We start from the raw sequence: 15777 nt of genomic DNA, 5'->3' as shown, positions 1-15777 counted from the left end.
CTTCGGGATGTCGGACATGGCAGGGGTAGGGATCTGGCGCGAGGCGGTCACGCCGACCGCAGACGGGATCTACGAACTAAGGCGCGGGAGCCGGGGCCGATTCCGTGGCAGGAGCCGACTCGGGCAGTAGCGCGGCGGGCCGGTAGGCGGCCAGAGCCGGAATCTCCGGGGTGAGGTGGGCGAACTGTCGGCACACGGCGGCCACGTCACCGATCGACGTCTTCGGCGTACGGACCCGTGTCCAGTTACCGGAGGAGTCCCCGGCCACGGCCATCCCGGCACGCTCGGAGGCGATCGCGGTCGCGGCCTGGACGGCGAGGTCGTTGATGTCGCCGAGCCCCATTTCGGCGGTTTGCTTGTCGTTGCAGCGATGCGTGACCCGGTTGGTCAATTGCGCGCGCAGCGCGGTCGCTCCCTTGCCCAGCTCCGAGCCGAAGCGCTGTCCGGCGATCTCCAGATGGATGCCGACCGCGCGGGAGAGTTGGGCGAGCCGCACCAACTGCGTGACCATGCGATCGCGCCGTGCGGTGTCGACCTTGGAGGCGACGAGGAAGAGTTCGGCGATCTCGTCGACCAGGACAACGATCGGTACCGGCCGCACCGTGGCGGGCAAGCCCCAGATGTCGGAAGTGATGTCCTCGAGCGGGGTATCCGGTGCGATCCCCTGGTGCAGGCAGAGCAGGTCGAAGCGGTCCTCCATCTCACCGACCAGGGCATCGAGCAGGCCGTCCGCCTCGTCGGGGGTGGTGGCCAGCGCGGTCAGCCGGGGCGCGAAGGGGCTCTGCTCGACTCCGCGCTTGCAATCGATCCCGACCAGGGCCACGCGCAACGGCGCGAGGGCTTTGATCAAGCAGCGCTGGAACATCGACTTGCCCGACTTGGTCGCACCGAGCGTAAGGCCGTGCGGGGATTCCTGGTAGTCGCGCACGTACGGGAGTCCGTCCTCGCGCAGCGCGACCACGGCCGACAACGGGCCCGAAGCGAGCCGACGCGGCATGCGGACCTTGGCGAGGATGTCGAAGGCGATCAGCCGCACCGACACGAAACCGGGCTTGGCCTCCACGACATGCACCGAGTGCACCGCCCAGGCGTGCCGCAGCCGCTCAGCAGCCTTGGTCACGTCCTCCGGGATCAGCCCGGCGGGAAGCTTGATCCGCAGCCGCACGCCGGTCGCGGTCGGACGGATGCCGTGCACCCGAGGGATGCGGGGCCGCGCCACCTCGGCACTGATGGTCTTCTTGGCGAACACCTTCCACCAGGCCGGGGTCACCGTCAGCTCACAGGCTTCCATCGTCTGCCGGTAAGGGAAGAACACCCGCGCCAGCGCGAGCGGCAGACCGAACAGGACCCAGTACACGGCCGGAGCCTTGGCCCGCGCGATCAGCGCGAGCACCACCAACGCGATGACGAGCCATAACAGTTCGGTCATCACTCATCAGCCCTTGCCGTTCGAGCCGGCCGGGGTCAGGTTCTTCGCGGTGACCGCGATCGCGCGGTAGCTGATGCCGTGCCCGAAGTCGTTCTCCCACGGGCGCGCCACCAGACCGGGCAGCTCCACCGCCATGCCGGGCACCAGGTCGGGCTGGAGGCCGTCCTCGGCGACCACGACCGTCACGGCGTCCGGGCGGCCGTCCACGATCACCGCCACATTCACGTTGTACAGGGTCTTGCCCGAGGTCCGGTCGGTGGCGATCTCACCGGTCTCCCGGTTCTTCACCTTCGTCTCCGGTTCCTGGATCAACATCACCGTCATCGCGGCGGTGTCCACAGGGATCTGACGCATCGTCTTTCCTACTGATCTAGCGCCGAGTTGAGATTCGCCAGTACGGCGACCAGATCAGGGAAGCGCGACACGGGGTGGACGCATCTCGGTCCAGAAGGACGTTGAGGGACGTCTCCGGAAGGAGTAAAACGTCCTTAGGCGTCCGAACCTCATGGAAGGACCGCGGACATGCCCAACGAACGCTTACGCGCAGCAATTTCAGCAGCAGACGAGACGATCCAGTCGGTGGCCGAACGCGTCGAAGTGGACCCCAAGAGCGTAGAACGCTGGATCACACTCGACCGCACCCCGCACCGTCGGCACCGCTGGACCACGGCGAGCTTCCTCGGAGTCGACGAGGTCTACCTCTGGCCGACCATCGAGAAGCAGGTCGAAACCGCAAGCGCCTCAGAGCTCGTCACGTTCTACCCACACCGTGGCGCCGTACCAACGTCCCTGTGGCCTTCCCTGCTCGAAGGCACGAAGAGCCACATCGAAGTACTCGTCTACGCGGGCCTGTTCCTCTTCGACAGCAACCCGGATCTCCCGGAGCAACTAGCCGAGAAGGCCGGGGCCGGTGCGGAGGTACGCATCCTGTTGGGCGACCCGGACTCAGCGATGATCCGCCAGCGCGGCGAGGAAGAGGGCATCGGCGAGAACCTGGCAGCGCGAGCCCGGATAACTCACAGCTACCTGAAGGCGGTCGCCTCCACACCCGGACTCGACATCCGCCTGCACGACACGATCCTCTACAACTCGATCTACCGCTTCGACGACGACATGTTGGTCAACCCTCACGTACTCGGAGCTCCCGCCGGTCAGAACCCCGTTCTACACTTCCGCTACCTTCCCGGCGGCCGCACGTTCCGGCACTACATGAAGAGCTTCGACTACGCGTGGAAGCACGGACGTCCTGCGTAGACCTGCTCGTCGGCCGAGCGTGCGACGCTGGATCCATGGCCCGCATCGACTACGTGAATGATCCCAACGCCCCCAAGGCGAACAGCATCGTCCCCTCAGTGGTCGCCGTCGCCGTCAACGACGCCGGAGAAGTCCTGCTGATCCACAAGACGGACAACAACCTGTGGGCCCTGCCCGGAGGCGGTGTCGAGGTCGGAGAGTCAGCCGCCGACGCCGCGGTACGAGAGACCAAGGAAGAGGCCGGCATCGACGTCGAGGTCACGGGACTGGTCGGTATCTACACCAACCCAGGCCACGTCATGGCCTACGACGACGGCGAGGTGCGCCAACAGTTCTCCATCTGCTTCACGGCCCGGATCACCGGCGGCGAACTCCGCACGAGCAGCGAGAGCAAGGAAGTCGCGTTCGTCGAACCGAGCACACTGCCCGACTTGAACATCCACCCGTCCATGCGGATGCGAATCGAGCACGGCTTGGCCGACCTGCCCACGCCGTACATCGGCTGATCACTTGCCGAGACGTGCCCGAGTGCGCTCGACAGCGGCCGCCAGATACGGACGCGCCTTGGTGATCGCGATGTGCACCGCACTGTCCGGTTCGTAGCGGTCGAGGATCTCGTCCATGCGACGGTCGAATTCGAAGGCCTGTCCCGCAGGCCCCGTGGTCATGTCGGCGTAGATCAAGGCATCCAGGAGCGAGGAGTCTTCCCGCTCATACATGGCCAACTCGTCTGCCAGTCCGCGCTGTTGCGCTTCATACACCGCGCCAGAGTGATGCGCGACCAGCCGCACAAGTCTGCCAGGAGCCCCCAGCGCCTCCAGGTGCCGAGCACCATCAAGGGGATGGAACCCCGTCTCACGCAGTTCCGGCGCATAGCCGACGTCGTGCAACCAGGCAGCCGCCTCCAGGAGTTCGCGCTCAGTCTCCGGCACAGCAACAGCCACCTCCCGGGCGCGAGCTGCAACGGCCTGAGTGTGCAGCCAACGGTTCCCGAGCTGAGGCAACAGAGACTCGGCCAGCTCCGCAGCACCCCGAGGCGTGTCCAGTGCAGTAGGCATGATTCGCACCGTAGCGGAGCGCCCGGCTGGCCAACAGCCCGCGATCAACGCTCCCCGATCACCTCGCGCGTCTCCGATCGGCCAGCGCGGACAAACTTTCCCTACATCATCAAGGGCTCGCTCCGCTCGCCGGCCGGTGCCGCTCCTGCTCGTGGAAAATTGCCAACCCATCCGCCAATGGCGCCCCGGTGAATCACTGGCCGCGCCAGGCCGCTGACCACCGCCACCCCGATCCGGCTTCTGAAGGGGAAAGAGCACAGGCGAACTTGATCGTGCGCAGGCGCAGGCCAGCCCTCCTCAATGCCACAAGCCCGCGCCACAGATGACGAGTCATCCATCGATCTCAAGGAATCGAGTGCCGCGCACAGCGCGGCGGCGCCGGGCGGACGCCGCCGCACGGCCCCGCCATGTCTCCGCCAGCGGAACCGCGCGCCGTCGCCCGCCCGCGCCCACAAAGGGGGCGAAAGACCAGCACGGGGCATGGTTGAGCGGGGACGGAAAGGGCAGGAAAAGACGCTTTGGGTTTACCGATGAGGCCGGATCGGGGTGACGCTGGTCGGCGGTCCCACGCTGCCGAGATTCACGGGCTCCTATGGCCCGCTGACCACCGCACGGGGCACCAGCCGACCGCGGACACACCCTTGAGAGATGGGGAAACCCGTCGTGGCAGAATCCGGTCGGCCCCGCGGCTTTAGGCAGCCACTTTGGGGCGAGCCTCGAAGATCATGGCCCCACGTCGAGCACCAGCGGGCAGGTCCACTACCTGCCCGACTCGCGGCCAGCTTAAGGGGCCATGATCCCTCGCCCCAAAGCAGCTCCAGCCCAAAGCCGCTCCACCGACCACCCGCTTTCTCTCCCCGACCCCTCAGCGACCGACAGTCGCGATTTCGACAGGATGTGAGCAGATTCGGAGGCGCAGTTACCCAAACCTTCAGTCAGCCTATGTCCCTACTGGTACTGCCGAGACAAGGAGATCGGGGAATTTGCTTCCTCAGTCAGCATCAATACTCAGCTGAGTTGAGGCAGCATTACCCTTCGGCTTGGCAGGCGCCTCAGCCTCTTTGCTCGGCTCAGTGGATACGTCTGTCAACTCAAGCGTGGTGCCGCTCTCGATCTTCTTCACGGCTCGCTGTATGACCTTGGGGTCCTGGCCCTCCATGAAGCGCACAGCAGAGAGAGCAGCGTATGCGGGGTCCAGCTCGAACGAGAGCCAGTTCCTACCCAGGTCTTCCGCAGCTCGACCAGTCGTGTTCGACCCTCCAAAGAAGTCGACAACGACGTCTCCCGGATCGGTCAGCATTTTAATGAAGAACGAGGGTAGCTTGATCGGGAATCGAGCAGGATGCCCCGACTGCCCCATTACCTTCAATGTGCGGAGGTATGCATCATTGGACTGACTATTAGGAAGCTCAAGCAAATTGGGAATCTCAAGCAGATCCTCAACCAAGAGAGGAATGTCAAGCAAATTAGAAGGAAGCGCACCGCCGTTATCGACACCAAACGCCTTGCCGATAGTGTGCTGAGACGGCCTATCCTTTGGCCTATAATAGGCCGCAGGATCCTTCAGTAGCTGCTGCATGGATTTGGAGTAAGGTACGCGAACCTTACCAACATCAGCCTTTGGGCGCTCGGTTTTCGAGAGCCACCAAACCGTATTGACGGCATCTTTCGCACGATACTTGCGCTTATTTACCCATTCAATAGGCGACGGCAGCTTAGAAGGATTGTACCAATAGAATTCTTCAGCGAGAAAGTAGCCAAGATCGTCAACAAACGCGAGCAGCGCACGGAACTGATGTAGCGACCTCACTGGTTCGCCTTGCTGGTAAGCGCCACCAATGTCGATCACGAGGCTACCGGTGGGCTTCAGTGCATCCTTCGCCAGCTTCGCGAACTTCACGAGCCAGGCCACGTACTCCTCTTGATCCTTGTTCCCGTAAGCCTTCTTGCGCAGAAGAGGGAAGGGAGGACTCGTCATGAAGAGGTCGACACTGTTCGCCGGTAGCTCTCCGAGCAGCTCCAAGCTGTCACCAGTGAACTGCGCGCCGTGCGGCGTGGTGTAGCAGACGCGACCCGACCGCAGGCGATTAAGGATGTCCTGCATGTAGAGCCCCTCCGCAACCGATCAACCCTCAACACTATAGCGGCCGCCGGGGCCGCTAAGCGCCGTTGCGACACCTCGGATCAGGCAGAACCCCTCGAGCCAAGCCCGATGTCAGTGGCGTCTGAGACCGTGTACATGGTCGACGACGGACAGTAGGGTTGCAGACAAGGGGGAGGCGTGGTGGCAACGACGCCCGGCTGGTTCACGATGCCGGAGGACGAGTTTCAGGAGCGGTATCGGCCTGCCAAGAACTTCACCAGCGGCTACTTGCATCGCGTGCTCGTCCGCGCCCTGGGGCCTGCTGTGGATGCGGTCCCCCCTGACGAAGCCCTGAGACACAAGCCGCTCGTCCTTGATCTGGCCTCGCCGCTGCCCCCACGGCTCCGCTTCTACATCTACACGGCGACGCAACACCCGTCGGAACGTCAGCCGGGGACGTTCAAGATCCAGTTATCTGTGGGTGTGACGCGCGATGGCAGGCCTGCGTCTCCACAGGAAAAGCGGCGCTGGTTCGACCGAACTGACGACATTCGGCCGATAGCCATGGGATACCACCCCGACTGGAATTTGTTCATCTTGTGGGACGCCGACCTACACGACCTGAACGGCGGCTTTGGATCCTCTAAGAATGTCCAAACTCCGCCTGAAATCGTGTGGAGTGCCCTCGCGAAGGATATCTCACACGGCTCTCGTAGACTTCATGGCAAGTTGACCGAGACGATCGTTGCCGCCCGCCCTCATCGGCTCGCGGAGGCACTTAGCCTGCGAATCGACCTGAGCAACGAAACAATGTGTGAGGGGTTGTTCTGATGCTCAGAGACCTTGGCAGCCTACGCACTGAATACACTACAGATACCGACGACATCCCCCAAGAATTCTATGAACCATGCCTGCGCGAGGCGTCCCACTATCACCGAATCACCGGATTCTTCAGCTCAACAGCGTTCCATCTGATTCAGTCCGGACTTGAGACCTTCTTCCTAGGAAACTCAGGCTCCATGCGCATTTTGTGCTCTCCTAGGCTGAGCACATCTGACGCCGAAAGCCTCATTTACGGATACGAAGTGCGTGACGACGCTGAGCTCGTCATGAAGTTGCGAGGAGAACTCGCACAGCTTCTTCGCTCTTCTCACGCCGACACCGCCCGTCTGCTGGCTGCACTGGTCGCTGCAGGGCGACTAGAGGTCAAGTTGGCCCGCGTAACACCGAAGGCATCCATTAACAACAAAAGGATGTTCCACGATAAAGTAGGGCTTTTCGCTGACACCGAAGGAGAAGTCGTAGGTTTCCGTGGCTCTGCCAATGAGAGCTACCTCGGTCTCTCGCCCAATGGCAACATCGAATCGATCGATGTTTGGCCGTCCTGGGAGGGCGGCCGTGATGCCGAGCGGGCCCGCCATGCCGTCGCTCGCTTCGAACGGCTTTGGGAAGGAGTCGTCCCTGGCGTCACGGTCATCGGCCTCCCTAGTGAAATCAGAGAAGAACTCGAGCATGTCGCGGAAGATACCGACCTCACTGCCCTGCTACGCGACGTCACCACAGGGCGCACCGACCGTCGGCCCCCGGAGGAGTTCACGCTCGGAGGCATCCAACTCCGCGAGCATCAGCGCGCCGCAGTTCGTGCATGGGAAACTCGCGAGCACTCCGGACTGCTAGCCCATGCCACGGGATCCGGCAAGACAATCACCGGTCTCTACTCTGCCGGCCTCGCCCTCGAGCAGAACCTGACGCCACTGATCCTCGTGCCCTCCCGCCTGCTACTAGATCAGTGGGCGAAGCAGGTTCATGAACTACTCGGAGCCCGCCCAGTGCTGGCAGGTGGAGGACACGACCGCTGGAGTCGCAGCGGTGCACTCCGTGCTGCCGTTGAGTCCAGTCGTCCTGGACGCAAGCACGTCTTGATCGCAGTCCTCAACACGGCGTCCAGCCCTGCATTTCGGGCTCAGCTGCGACCGGTAGCTAGCAAGGTGTTCACCATCGCCGACGAGGCACATCGATTGGGCAGCCCCCGGTTCCGCACAATCCTCGAGTGGCTGGAAACCCCTTGGCGTCTTGGGCTGAGCGCCACACCAGAACGGGCCCACGACCCAGAAGGCACGTCTGCGGTCGACAACTACTTTGGTGGCATTATCCACCGGTACACATTGAAAGATGCTCTGGACGACGGCGTACTGGCCCCGTACGTATACCACCCGTCCTGGGTAAGTCTGACGGAGGACGAGAAAGAACGTTGGGACCGCCTGACCAGCGAAATCCGGCAGCGGTACGCCATGGCCCACACATCTGGCGCAGCACCCCAGACTCAGGACCAATTGCACCGTAAGCTCATCGAGCGGTCCCGTATCGCCAAGGGCGCGGCCCTCAAGGTATCGCGAGCTGCCGACCTCGTGACAGAGCACTATCGCCCCGAAAAAGATCAAAAGTGGCTCATCTACTGCGATAACCAGGACCAAATGTCCCTCGTGCGGCAGGCGCTCTCAGCCCGCGGGATTCCTTCTCTTGAGTACCACAGCCAGATGCGCGGGGACTCAGATGCCACACTGAAGCTTTTCGACATCAGCGGTGGGATTATAGTAGCGATCAAGTGCCTCGATGAGGGTGTAGATATCCCATCGGCCTCACATGCCCTAATCTTGGCCAGTTCACGAAATCCCCGCGAATTCATCCAGCGAAGAGGGCGGATCCTTCGCCGCTCCCCTAACAAGACCGTAGCCACGCTAATCGACGTATTGGTTCTACCTGAAACCACACAGAGGGATGATCCATCGTGGCCTCTAGTCGTTGGCGAGCTATCACGGGCAATTCAATTCGCTGGTTGGAGTATTACACAGAGTTCCGTTTCGACCCTGGAAGACAAGTGGGTATCGATGGGGTTGTCTCTCAGTCAGCTTGATGAGATCCGACCGGAGGGTGTTGAGGACGATGAGGGGGAAGTAGATGCCTGATCAGAGCGAGGAGACAGCAGATTTGCTGGCGACTGTGGAGGAGGTCCGGAAAGAACGCTATCCCGACCTGGACCCTGAACTAGTCAGCGAAATCCTTCAGGTACAGCACCAGTTCGCCGAAGACCACAGCGAAGCCCGCAAGCGGACTGAACAGATCGTCAACCGGTGGGTCAGCCAACGGGCATCTACGGAGGGGGTATCTGATGTTGACTCTTGATCGACTCACAGTCGAGGACTTCGGACCTTATCGGGGACGCCAGGAGATGGCCTTCTCTAGCGACCGTGGGGTCTACATCGTCTACGGACCTAACGGTCGCGGTAAGACCACTCTCCACAACGCCTTCCGGTACGCGCTATACGGAGAGATTCATGGCCGTAGTGGCGCCGAAGAAGCCTCTGGCCTCGTAAACACGGAGGCTCGGAAGGAGGCAGGTGGCGCGGGAGCATTCGAAACAGTACTGGACTTCCACGAAAATGGCCTTCCCTACCGCCTTATCCGACGGTACGACGAGGCCGCGCAACCGAATGAATCCGTCATCTTGCAGCGCGACGGGGAGGTGCTGTCTCCGGATGACTCCAAGAGAATCATCCAAATGATCGCTCCGGAATCGGTGAGCCAGTTTTTCCTGTTCGACGGTGAGCTGCTTCGCCAATACGAAGAACTACTTGATCCTGGGAGCGAAAAGGGTACTGAACTAGAACGGAGCATCGAACGAGTCCTCGGGATCCCCATCGTCAGCAATGCAAAAGCAGATGCCGTAGCAATTTCGCGCGCAGCATCGAAACAGATGAGCGAGCAGTACGCCGCCAACGACGAGACCAACCGTATGGGCCTAGCCCTCAAGGAGGCCCAAGAAGTCCGCGACCGCCTCCAGAGGGACCAGGGAGAAATCGAATCCCAAATCGAGGCGGATCAGAGTCGAATCGCTGATCTCGATGCCTTGATGCGCGAGCAACAAAAAGCCCAGCACATCCTCGGAAAAATCGATCAGCTGGTAGTGCAGATCTCGGGGGTAGAAGCCCGGGAGGAGAAGGCGGTAGCCGACCTTGATGAGCTATCTGTAGACCTATGGAAAGCCGTTCTGGCTCGTTCCGCAACCGAACGTCTCGCCGAAGTAGACAGCGCTGTATCAATAGCGGAGGCCGAGCTCAGCGAAGCCGCTGCCGCCATGCGAGATCTGACCCATCTGCACACATCAAACGACTGCCCGACCTGTCGTCGCGAGATCCCATCAACCTTGCATGCCGAACTGACAGAGAGAATCAAGCAAACCGCATCAACTGGACATCAAGAGGACGTACAGACCCGTTTGGAGCAACTCCGGGCCAAACGCCGCACTCTTCAGACTCTCGCACAACAAGACGTTCGCCTCATCGAACGACATGACGCCGGCCTTCGGCAAGTGCGACTTGAGAAGGAGGAGTTGCTCGGTGACATCGCAGAGCTGCGACAGGAGATTGACGAGATTGGCCAGAGCGAGGAGCAAGTGCGCACGCTGGCCAACGAACGCCTTGAGCGTCATAGCAGAATCGAGCGGGATCAAGGTCGCCTAGCGGATCTCGGAGAACTGATCCGCAAGAAGGAAGTCGACATTGAAGACTTTAAGCGGCGGCTCCGGAAGCAGGTGGCCCCCAACCGCACCGTTGAGCTGAAGGACCAGGTGGCCCAACGACTCCGCGATCTGTTCAGCGCCTCGATCGATGCCTACAGAACGAAGCTTCGTCGACGCGTCGAAAGGCACGCCTCGGACATCTTTCGTGTCCTGGCGTCCGAACCCGACTACGTGGGGCTCCGCATCACCGACAGCTACGGGCTCGAGATCCTTGACAAGGATGGCGAAACAGTAAGACGGTCGGCGGGCTACGAGCACCTTGTAGCCTTGTCGTTGATTGCCGCACTCCAAGATAGCGCTGCGGTACGAGGGCCAGTAGTCATGGATTACCCATTCGGTCGCCTGGATACCGACAACACTGCGCACGTCGTCGCGGCTCTGCCACGAATGGCGCGACAGGTGATCCTCCTCTCGTTCGACGGGGAGTTTGATCGAGGCGCTGCGCTCCAGGCGCTAGGCAGCAATCTGGTCGCGGAGTACCAGTTGGATCGGCGAAGCTCCAAGCACACGGTTATTGAGCGCCGGAGGGCAGCTGTCTGATGTCTGATCTCAAGAACATCTCGCTCACCATCGAGGCGTCGCAGGCCGCCTCTGACCTGATCCACTGGCTGGGAATCTCGGAGAAGACGCAGTTGGCGGACCGAGTGCGCCTCGGTTTCGCCTATGCGATTGAGAACCAGGTCGACCTGGACCGCTCCGCTGGTACGCGCGGCGGGAGTAACTACGACACTGGTGGCCTTGACCCTGACGGTCTAATGGCCGAGACCGTCAAGATCTACTATCCCGAGCCCGCTGTCATCGCGGAGCCTTACCGGGCCGTGGAGATCTTGATGAACAAAGGGCTGCTTCTACTCAGCGAACATTGGTCGACAGGAGAGATCGGCAGCATGGGCGATCTCGTCGACAGACCGAACGGCTGACGCTGACTTTCGTCATCTGCCATCTGCAGGTAACTCAGACCATGGTGCTGATGCCCCAATATATTCGAGCACGCCACAGCCTTCCTGCGGCGTGCCTCGAGCTCCCAGAGAAACTACTAGGTGCATTCGGAACACAGTCCCTTTCTTGATGTTCACGTTCTCTGCGGCCGTCGACGCTACGCAAGCGTTATGAGCTGGCTGCTTCACAACAATGAGACTGACGTTGTGGCTTGGTGACGCATGCCGCTCCACGGGACCCTGCTAGCCCAGAGACGATCGATCTTTCGGAACCGCTCGGTCGAATACGTGTCGAAGCCGTCAAGGTCTTGCGCTGAGATCCCCAGAAACTCCAGGTCGTCGGGGACACAACAGTGATCTCAATCAGCCTCTTCCAAGCGCTTGGCCGCAGGTTCGAGTCCTGCCGGGGGCGCTTCAGTCCAGCCCAGGTCGGCCCTCCACCCCGGAGGGCCTTTTTTGCTGGTCGGGGCAACGTAGCGGGCGGTGGGTAGCGGCGGCGTAAGCCCCTTGCTCCGGGAGGCGCAGCTCCCCGTAGGCGCCCTTCGGGACCGTGGGGGTTTTCGGGGGGACGGCGCGCACGCGCGCGTACCGCGTGTCCGGGGGCGGGCGGGTGTCCGGATCGTCCTTGTTGGGCCAGTGCGCCATGGCCCGCTCCGCCTGGGCCGTGATCGTGAGCGACGGGTTCACGCCCAGGTTCGCGGAGATCGCCGAGCCGTCCACCACGGAGATCCCCGGGTGGCCGTAGAGGCGGTGGTACGGGTCGATCACCCCCTCGTCCGGCGATGCGCCGATCGGGCAGCCGCCCAGGAAGTGCGCCGTGAGCGGCTTGTTGAGGAGCTCGCCCAGGTTCGTGCCGGCGAAGCCGTTGATGCGCTCCGCCACCAGGCCGGCCGCCTCCCAGCCCTCCGCGATGTGCACGGGGTTGGGCGCGCCGTGCCCCTGTTCGGCCGTCAGCAGGCGGCGGCGTCCCAGCCGTGTGGTGAGGGAGTTGTCGTGGGTCTGCATCACGAGGCCGATGATCGTGCGCTCCGACCAGCGGTGTGTCGATGCCACCCGTGCCACGAGCACCGGGTGCGTGAGGAAGGCCAGCACCGCGGCCAGCGGCTTGGGGAGGTTCCGGCTGTACTGCGGGACGCAGATCAGCGCCATCAGGTTGGAGCCCTTGCCGTAGCGGACGTTCTCGATGTGGGTGGTGGGATTCGGGTGGATCGACGAGGTGATGGCGACGCCTCGCGTGAAGTCCAGGGGGCGGTCGGCGCCGTGTTTCTTGCGGTAGCGGCGCGGGAAGGTCACCGCGCCCACCAGGGCCTCGGAGTTGGTGCGGGTGAGCCTGCCGAGCCGGTCGGAGATGCGGGGCAGGGTGCCGTCGTCCTTCATGCGGTGCAGGAGGGTCTGGGTCCCGTACGTACCGGCCGCGAGGACGACGTGGCGGGCGCGCAGGACGGTGCGCCGCCCCTTGCGGTCCCGCCGTGCGGCCTTGCGGCGCATGGTCGTGGGGACGGTCACCACCTCGTGGCCCCCTGCCACCTCCCGCACCGAGACCACCGTCGTCATCGCGCGGATCTCCGCGCCCGCCCGCTCGGCCAGGTAGAGGTAGTTCTCGGTGAGCGTGTTCTTGGCGCCGACCTTGCAGCCCGTCATGCACGATCCGCACTCGGTGCAGGCCGCCCGTGCGGGGCCGGCCCCGCCGAAGTACGGGTCGGGAACTTCCGCGCGCTCCCCGGCCGTTGAAGGACCGGAGCCGGTGGCGCCGCCGGTACCGCCACCGACCCCAGCAGCCGCGCCGCCCGCGGCCGCCCCGCCCGCGGAAACATCACCCCCTGCGTCCGCCCCGCCCGCGCAGACACCACCCCCCGCATCCACCCCGTCGCCGAAGAACACCCCCACGGGCGTCAGCCGGAAGGTGTCCGCCACGCCCATCCGGTCCGCCGCGGCCCGCAGGTGTTCGTCCGCCTCGGTCATGGTCGGGTTCTGGCGTACGCCGAGCATGCGCCGCGCCTGGTCGTAGTACGGGGCGAGTTCCGCCTGCCAGTCGGTGATGTCCGCCCACTGCTTGTCCCGGAAGAAGGCGGGCGGCGGTACGTAGAGGGTGTTCGCGTAGTTCAGCGAGCCGCCGCCCACCCCGGCGCCGGCGAGGACCATGACGTTGCGCAGGAGGTGGATGCGCTGGAGGCCGTAGAGACCGAGGGCCGGGGCCCACAGATAGTTCCGCAGGTCCCAGGAGTCCGTGGGCAGCGTTTCGCGGGTGAAGCGGCGCCCCGCCTCCAGGACGCCGACGCGGTAGCCCTTCTCGGTCAGGCGCAGGGCGGCCACTGAACCGCCGAAGCCTGATCCGACCACCAGTACGTCGAAGTCGTGGGCTTCCTGAGGGACTCCGGAACCCTGCCCCTCCTGACGGGCCTCGGAGACCCGCGGCGCCTCACTCACCGTAGAGCGCCTCGATCTCGCCCTCGTACGCCGCCACCACCGCATGCCGCTTGATCTTCAGGGACGGCGTGAGCAGGCCGTTGTCCTCGGTGAACTCGCCCTCGACCAGGGAGAATCTCCGGATGGACTCCGCCCGCGACACCGCCTTGTTCGCGTAGTCCACGGCCTTCTGGATCTCCGCGATCATCTTCGGGTCCCGGCACAGTTCGGCGAGCGGCGTGTCCTTCGGGCGCTTGCGCACGGCGAGCCAGTGCTCGACGGCCTCCGGGTCCAGCGTGATGAGAGCGGCGACGTACGAACGGTTGTCGCCGACCACGATGCACTGCCCGACCGGCGCCCTGCTGCGCAGCCGGTCCTCCAGGATCGCCGGGGAGACGTTCTTGCCCCCGGACGTGACGATGATGTCCTTCTTGCGGCCGGTGATCGTGAGATAGCCGTCGCCGTCGAGGGCCCCCAGATCCCCGGTGGCGAACCACTCGTCCCGCAGCACGGCGTCCGTAGCGGCCGGGTTGTTCCAGTACGAGCCGAAGACGATGCCGCCCTTGATGAGCACCTCACCGTCGTCCGCGATGCGCACGGCGGTGCCGGGCACCGGAAGGCCCACCGTGCCGGGGCGGGGCCTGAGCGGCGGCGTGATGGTCGCGGCGGCCGTGGTCTCCGTCAGGCCGTACCCCTCGTAGATGATGATCCCGGCGGCGTAGAAGAAGAGGTTGAGGCGCCGGTCGAGGGGTGAACCGCCGCTGATGGCGTAGCGCAGCCTGCCGCCGACCTCCTTGCGGATGCGGCGGTAGACGAGCAGTTCGTACAGCGCCCAGCCGAGGCGGAGGCCGATCGAGGGGCCGGGGGCGCTCTTGTCCAGGAACTTGTTCAGATACGCCTCGCCGAACCGCACCGCGATCCCCTCGGCCCGGTCGAAGGACGCGCCGCGTCCGATCTTCTCCGCGGTCGCGCGCCCCGTGTCGTGGATCTTCTCGAAGAGATACGGGACGCCGACGACGAACGTCGGCCTGAACGAGCGCAGTTCGGGGCGCAGTTCGTCCGGCTTGATGCTCGGGCAGTGGCCGAGTTCGATGCGGGCGAGCATGCAGGCGATCTGGATGGTGCGGCCGAGGATGTGGGCCAGCGGCAGGAAGAGGAGTGTGGAGGCGACCTGCCCCGTGATCTCCTTGAAGATGGGATGCAGCAGGTCGACGGTGTTCGCGGCCTCGGCGTGCAGGTTGGCGTGGGTCAGGACGCAGCCCTTGGGCTTGCCGGTCGTGCCGGACGTGTAGCAGATGGTGGCGATCGAGTCCGGGGTGAGGGCGGACCTGCGCTTGGTCACCTCCTCGTCGGACAACTCCGCGCCCGCGTCGGCCAGTTCGCGCAGGGCTCCCTCGTCGACACAGAGGAGGCGCGGCGGCTCGGTGAGGCCCCCGACCGCCGCCTCGGCCGTCGCGACGTTCTCCGCCGTCTCCGCGATCAGCAGCGTCGCGCCGGAGTCCCGCACGATCCACTCGATCTGTTCCGCCGCCGATGTGGCGTACACGGGCACGGTCTGCCCGCCCGCCGCCCAGATCGCGAAGTCCAGTACGGCCCACTCGTACCGCGTACGGGACATCAGCGCGACCCGGCCGCCCGGCTGGAGCCCGGCCGCGATCAGCCCCTTGGCCGTGGCGGTGACTTCGTGCGCGAACGCCGCCGCGGTGACCGGACGCCACTGGTCGCCCCGCTTGCGGCGCAGGACGACCGCGCCGGGTGCCTCGGCGGCGTTGGTGAAGGGGATGTCGGCGGTGCTGCCCGCGGTGGGCTTCGCCGCGAGCCGGGCGGTGCGCGCCTCGCGCACGGTGCCGTGCTCGTCCCTGACGATCGCCACCGTGGCGCGCTCGGCGAGGCCACGGTGGCGTTGCGCCCGTTTCAGATCTTTGCGTACGCCCATGACGGCTCCCGGCTCCCGGCTACCAACTGACGTGCGGAGGTCGTGCAGAGGTGATGCGGTGCGTACTTACTGGGAGGTCAACTTACTCAAGCGT

The 15777-nt window shown here is 64.0% G+C and carries 13 protein-coding genes; 7 read left to right on the top strand and 6 right to left on the bottom strand.

The genetic code is table 11. The features are described from left to right. Window positions 1–76 precede the first annotated feature (76 nt). Together ACWGIH_RS03735 and ACWGIH_RS03730 are read right to left on the bottom strand one after the other, a co-directional pair. Window positions 77–1429: an FtsK/SpoIIIE domain-containing protein gene (locus ACWGIH_RS03735; RefSeq protein ID WP_453444472.1), complete on the bottom strand. Its 1353-nt coding sequence runs from the start codon at window positions 1427–1429 to the stop codon at window positions 77–79. A 6-nt stretch (window positions 1430–1435) separates the two neighbouring features. Next, window positions 1436–1783, bottom strand: a complete 348-nt coding sequence (locus ACWGIH_RS03730; protein ID WP_453444470.1) for an SCO3933 family regulatory protein — start codon at window positions 1781–1783, stop codon at window positions 1436–1438. A 168-nt stretch (window positions 1784–1951) separates the two neighbouring features. On the opposite strand from ACWGIH_RS03730, the gene ACWGIH_RS03725 reads away from it, so the two are divergent. Together ACWGIH_RS03725 and ACWGIH_RS03720 are read left to right on the top strand one after the other, a co-directional pair. Continuing rightward, window positions 1952–2683, top strand: coding sequence for an XRE family transcriptional regulator (locus ACWGIH_RS03725; protein WP_453444468.1), 732 nt, complete (start codon window positions 1952–1954; stop codon window positions 2681–2683). A gap of 35 nt (window positions 2684–2718) precedes the next feature. After that, window positions 2719–3189 (top strand): NUDIX hydrolase, encoded by a 471-nt coding sequence (locus ACWGIH_RS03720; RefSeq protein ID WP_453444466.1) that lies wholly within the window; start codon window positions 2719–2721, stop codon window positions 3187–3189. Here ACWGIH_RS03720 and ACWGIH_RS03715 read toward each other — a convergent pair whose 3' ends face one another. Both ACWGIH_RS03715 and ACWGIH_RS03710 read right to left on the bottom strand, forming a co-directional pair. Then, window positions 3190–3741 (bottom strand): HD domain-containing protein, encoded by a 552-nt coding sequence (locus ACWGIH_RS03715; protein WP_453444464.1) that lies wholly within the window; start codon window positions 3739–3741, stop codon window positions 3190–3192. A 991-nt stretch (window positions 3742–4732) separates the two neighbouring features. Continuing rightward, window positions 4733–5845 (bottom strand): DNA-methyltransferase, encoded by a 1113-nt coding sequence (locus tag ACWGIH_RS03710; protein WP_453444463.1) that lies wholly within the window; start codon window positions 5843–5845, stop codon window positions 4733–4735. 180 nt (window positions 5846–6025) lie between these two features. Here ACWGIH_RS03710 and ACWGIH_RS03705 point away from each other — a divergent pair, with 180 nt between their 5' ends. From ACWGIH_RS03705 to ACWGIH_RS03685, 5 genes are read left to right on the top strand one after another with little or no spacing between them, the layout of a single operon-like run. Then, window positions 6026–6655: a hypothetical protein gene (locus ACWGIH_RS03705; RefSeq protein ID WP_453444462.1), complete on the top strand. Its 630-nt coding sequence runs from the start codon at window positions 6026–6028 to the stop codon at window positions 6653–6655. Further along, complete coding sequence (locus tag ACWGIH_RS03700; protein WP_453444460.1) at window positions 6655–8790, top strand: DEAD/DEAH box helicase family protein; 2136 nt, start codon at window positions 6655–6657, stop codon at window positions 8788–8790. Before ACWGIH_RS03705 ends, ACWGIH_RS03700 begins: the two co-directional genes overlap by 1 nt. Further along, a complete protein-coding gene (locus ACWGIH_RS03695; RefSeq protein WP_453444458.1) occupies window positions 8783–9007 on the top strand; it encodes a hypothetical protein in 225 nt (74 codons plus the stop codon). The genes ACWGIH_RS03700 and ACWGIH_RS03695 overlap by 8 nt, the downstream gene beginning before the upstream one ends. Then, entirely contained in the window at window positions 8994–10943 is a 1950-nt protein-coding gene (locus tag ACWGIH_RS03690; protein WP_453444456.1) for an AAA family ATPase, read from the top strand. Before ACWGIH_RS03695 ends, ACWGIH_RS03690 begins: the two co-directional genes overlap by 14 nt. Further along, window positions 10943–11323: a hypothetical protein gene (locus tag ACWGIH_RS03685; protein ID WP_453444455.1), complete on the top strand. Its 381-nt coding sequence runs from the start codon at window positions 10943–10945 to the stop codon at window positions 11321–11323. Before ACWGIH_RS03690 ends, ACWGIH_RS03685 begins: the two co-directional genes overlap by 1 nt. Window positions 11324–11755: 432 nt before the next feature. Here ACWGIH_RS03685 and ACWGIH_RS03680 read toward each other — a convergent pair whose 3' ends face one another. Then, window positions 11756–13681: a GMC oxidoreductase gene (locus ACWGIH_RS03680; protein WP_453444530.1), complete on the bottom strand. Its 1926-nt coding sequence runs from the start codon at window positions 13679–13681 to the stop codon at window positions 11756–11758. A gap of 79 nt (window positions 13682–13760) precedes the next feature. Next, the gene (locus ACWGIH_RS03675) at window positions 13761–15683 is read right to left on the bottom strand and encodes an AMP-dependent synthetase/ligase (RefSeq protein WP_453444454.1); all 1923 of its coding nucleotides are present in this window, start codon (window positions 15681–15683) and stop codon (window positions 13761–13763) included. Window positions 15684–15777: the final 94 nt, after the last annotated feature.

It is taken from the genome of Streptomyces sp. NPDC054872, from assembly GCF_053610705.1.
This window is presented reverse-complemented; position numbering and strand designations above follow the sequence as displayed.